This window comes from Desulfolutivibrio sp. (assembly GCF_036584575.1).
In the GTDB taxonomy this organism is placed as follows: Bacteria; Desulfobacterota; Desulfovibrionia; order Desulfovibrionales; family Desulfovibrionaceae; genus Desulfolutivibrio.
This window is the reverse complement of record NZ_JAZHDB010000146.1, coordinates 1-3,269: the sequence shown is the minus strand read 5'-3', so window position 1 is coordinate 3,269 and position 3,269 is coordinate 1. Positions and strand designations below refer to the sequence as shown.

The 3,269-nt window shown below is 64.8% G+C and carries 3 protein-coding genes; 1 reads left to right on the top strand and 2 read right to left on the bottom strand.

Translation table 11 applies throughout. The features are described 5' to 3' along the window. Nucleotides 1-443: 443 nt before the first annotated feature. Together V3572_RS11060 and argF are read right to left on the bottom strand one after the other, a co-directional pair. A complete protein-coding gene (locus V3572_RS11060; RefSeq protein ID WP_332111053.1) occupies nt 444-1,634 on the bottom strand; it encodes an argininosuccinate synthase in 1,191 nt (396 codons plus the stop codon). A 30-nt stretch (nt 1,635-1,664) separates the two neighbouring features. Then, nucleotides 1,665-2,582 (bottom strand): ornithine carbamoyltransferase, encoded by a 918-nt coding sequence (gene argF, locus V3572_RS11055; protein ID WP_332111052.1) that lies wholly within the window; start codon nt 2,580-2,582, stop codon nt 1,665-1,667. Nucleotides 2,583-2,811: 229 nt separating this feature from the next. Here argF and V3572_RS11050 point away from each other — a divergent pair, with 229 nt between their 5' ends. Further along, nucleotides 2,812-3,219 carry an SH3 domain-containing protein gene (locus tag V3572_RS11050; RefSeq protein WP_332111051.1) on the top strand — a complete coding sequence of 136 codons (408 nt, stop codon included), beginning with the start codon at nt 2,812-2,814 and terminating at the stop codon, nt 3,217-3,219. Nucleotides 3,220-3,269 lie beyond the last annotated feature (50 nt).

Sequence of the window (3,269 nt, the reverse complement as noted above, 5' to 3'; positions counted from 1 at the left end):
ACTACACCACCAGCCCCTTTTGCATCACCATGGCGCTTTTAAACGCCAAGCGCGGCAACCTGGAAAACGGCCTCATCTTCGCCGGCGAAAATGCCTGGCGCGTGACCGGCCTGACCTCCGTCGCCGAACTCATCGCCGAGCTCGTCCAAGGCTACGACGCCACCTTCGCCTCCTAAACGGCGTCGGGGCTGCCGCCCCGCCAGGCCGTCGGGGCTGCCGCCCCGAACCCCGCCCGGGGGAAATCATTTCCCCCGGACCCCCTGATATCGTTGGCGTTTCCGGAGCGGCAAAGCCGCTCCGGGCACGCCAACGAAAGTCAGGTTGGCCGGAGAGAATGCCCTCTCCCGAACGCGGACGCGAAGCGCGCCGAAGTTTTTCGAAAGGGGGTCCAGGGGGGAAACCTTTTTTCAAAAAGGTTTCCCCCCTGGCCGCCGGAGGCCTTCCTACCGGCCCAGGCCGCGCAGGCGCAATCCGGCCAGCCGGATGAACCCCGTGGCGTCGGCCTGGTTGTAGACCTCGTCTTCCTCGAAGGTCGCCAGGTTGGCGTTATACAGCGACAGGGGCGACTTGCGTCCCAGGGGGACGACGTTACCCTTGTAGAGCTTGAGGCGCACCGTGCCGGTGACGCGCTCCTGGGCCTGGTCCATGAGGGCCTGGAGAGCCTTGCGCTCTGGCGAGAACCAGTAGCCGTAATAGACCATCTCGGCGTAGCGCGGGATGAGCTGGTCGCGCATGTGCAAGACCTCGCGGTCCATGCAGATGCCTTCCAGGTCGCGGTGCGCGGCGTGCAGGATGGTGCAGCCCGGGGTCTCGTAGACCCCGCGCGACTTCATGCCCACGTAGCGGTTCTCCACCATGTCCAGGCGGCCGATGCCGTGGACACCGCCCAGGGTGTTGAGCTTTTTTATGAGCGCAGCAGGGGACAGGCGCTCACCGTTGACGGCCACGGGGTCGCCCTTCTCGAAGTCGATGGTGATGATCTCGGGTTTGTCCGGTGCCTTCTCAATGGGCGCGCACAAAAGGTGGCTGCCGGGGCCGGGCTCGTTCCAGGGATCTTCCAATTCCTGGCCCTCGAAGCTTAGGTGCATGAGGTTGCGGTCCATGCTGTAGGACGGGCCTTTGTCCGAGGGCACGGGGATGCCGTTTTCTTTGGCGAAGTTGATGAGGTCGGTGCGGGACCGGAAGTCCCATTCCCGCCAGGGCGCGATGACCGTAAGGCGCGGTTCCAGGACGTTGGCCGTGAGCTCGAAGCGCACCTGGTCGTTGCCCTTGCCCGTGGCCCCGTGGGCGATGGCCGTGGCGCCTTCGGAGCGGGCGATGTCCACCTGGGCCTTGGCGATGAGCGGCCGGGCGATGGAGGTGCCCAGCAGATAGCGGCCCTCGTAGACGGCGCAGGCCCGGAGCATGGGGAAGATGAAGTCTGCGGCGAACTCCTCGCGCAGGTCGAGGATGAAGGCCTTGGAGGCGCCGGTGCGCAGGGCCTTTTCCTCCAGGCCGTCGAGCTCCTCTTCCTGGCCCAGGTCGGCGGTAAGGGTGATAACCTCGCAGTCGTAGGTCTTTTTGATCCACTTGAGGATGACCGAGGTGTCCAGGCCGCCGGAATAGGCCAGGACCACTTTTTTTACGTCGCTCATGTCGGTGTCGTCCGTGTGCTTGGTGTTACGTTAATCGGCCCTGGCCCCGGAATCGAAGACCCATTCCAGGATGGCCTTTTGCATGTGCAGCCGGTTTTCGGCCTGGTCCCAAAGCAGGGAACGCGGGCCCTCCATGACCTCGTCGGTGATCTCCTCGCCCCGGTGGGCGGGCAGGCAGTGCAAGGCCATGCAGCCCGGCGCGGCGCGGGAAAGCAGTTTCTCGTTCACCTGGAAGGGGGAAAAGACCTTGGCCCGGGCCTCCTGTTCGGCCTCCTGGCCCATGGAGGCCCACACGTCAGTATAGACGTAGTTGGCCCCTTCCACGCCGGAAACCGGATCGTGGGTCAAGCGGACCTTGGCCCCCAGCGACAGGGCATGTTCCAGGATACGCGGGTTGGGCGCGTACTGTTCCGGGGTGGCCAGGGTCAGTTCAATGGGGAAATGCACGGCGGCGTTGATCCAGGAATGGGCCATGTTGTTGCCGTCGCCCACATAGGCCACGCGCACGCCGGTCAGATCCGAGGCATGTTCCCGGATAGTCAGGATGTCGCTTAAGACCTGGCAGGGATGGTAGTCGTCGGACAGGGCGTTGACGACCGGCACGGCGCTATGGGCGGCCAGCTCTTTGAGCTTGTCGTGGCCGAAGGTGCGCACCACCATGCCGTCCACATACCGGGACAGGACACGGGCGGTGTCGCGCACGGGTTCGTGGCGGCCAAGCTGGGAATCCTGACTGGTCATGAAGATGGCCCTGCCGCCCAGGTGGGCGATGGCCACCTCGAAGGACACCCGGGTGCGGGTGGAGGCCTTTTCAAAAACCAGGGCGATGCTTTTCCCGGCCAGAAGGTCGCTGCGATAGTCCTCAGCCTTCATGTCGGCGGCTTTGGCGAGCACCTTCCAGGCGTCGGCGCAGGTCATATCCAGAATGGTGAGAAAATGTGGGGCCATAATCGGGTCTCCCGCTGTTGGATTCGCGCGGTGAAAACAAAAAGAAACATCATATGCGGAGGAAGCGGCGAATGTAAAGGGCCTAGGCGGCCTGAAGACCCTGCCGACCGCGACGCCCCTTCGTTGACCGTCTTTGGGGGGTGATGCTAGCCTTGTTCCGGCGAAATAATCCAAAACAGGGCGCTGTCGCCTGGACTATCCCCGCTCGCCCGCTTCAAGGAGGAACGCCATGACACGCCGCGCGTTTTTCTCTTTTCCTATTCTTGCCGCGCTGTGCATCCTGTCCGCCCTGCACGGCTGCGTGGTGTACGTGCCGCAAAGCCGCTACGACCCGGCCCCGCCGCCGCAGGTCATCGTCGCGCCCCTGCCCTGCCCGGCCGGATACGGCTGGTCGCCGGGATACGGCTGCGTGCCGGTTCCCGCGCCGTCCCCGGCCTACGCCCCGGTCATCACCCGGGTCAAGGCGGCGACGCTCAATCTGCGGGCCTGCCCGGGCACGTCCTGCGCGGTGACCGCCACTCTCGTCCAGGGCGAAGAGGTCCAGGTGCTGGGCTACGGCGACGGCTGGACACGGGTGTTCGTCCCGGCCCGGGCCCTGGAAGGCTGGGTCTCCGGCCGCCATCTCTCGGATTATTAGACAGCAGCCTCCGGCGGCCAGGGGGGAACCTTTTTTGAAAAAAAGGTTCC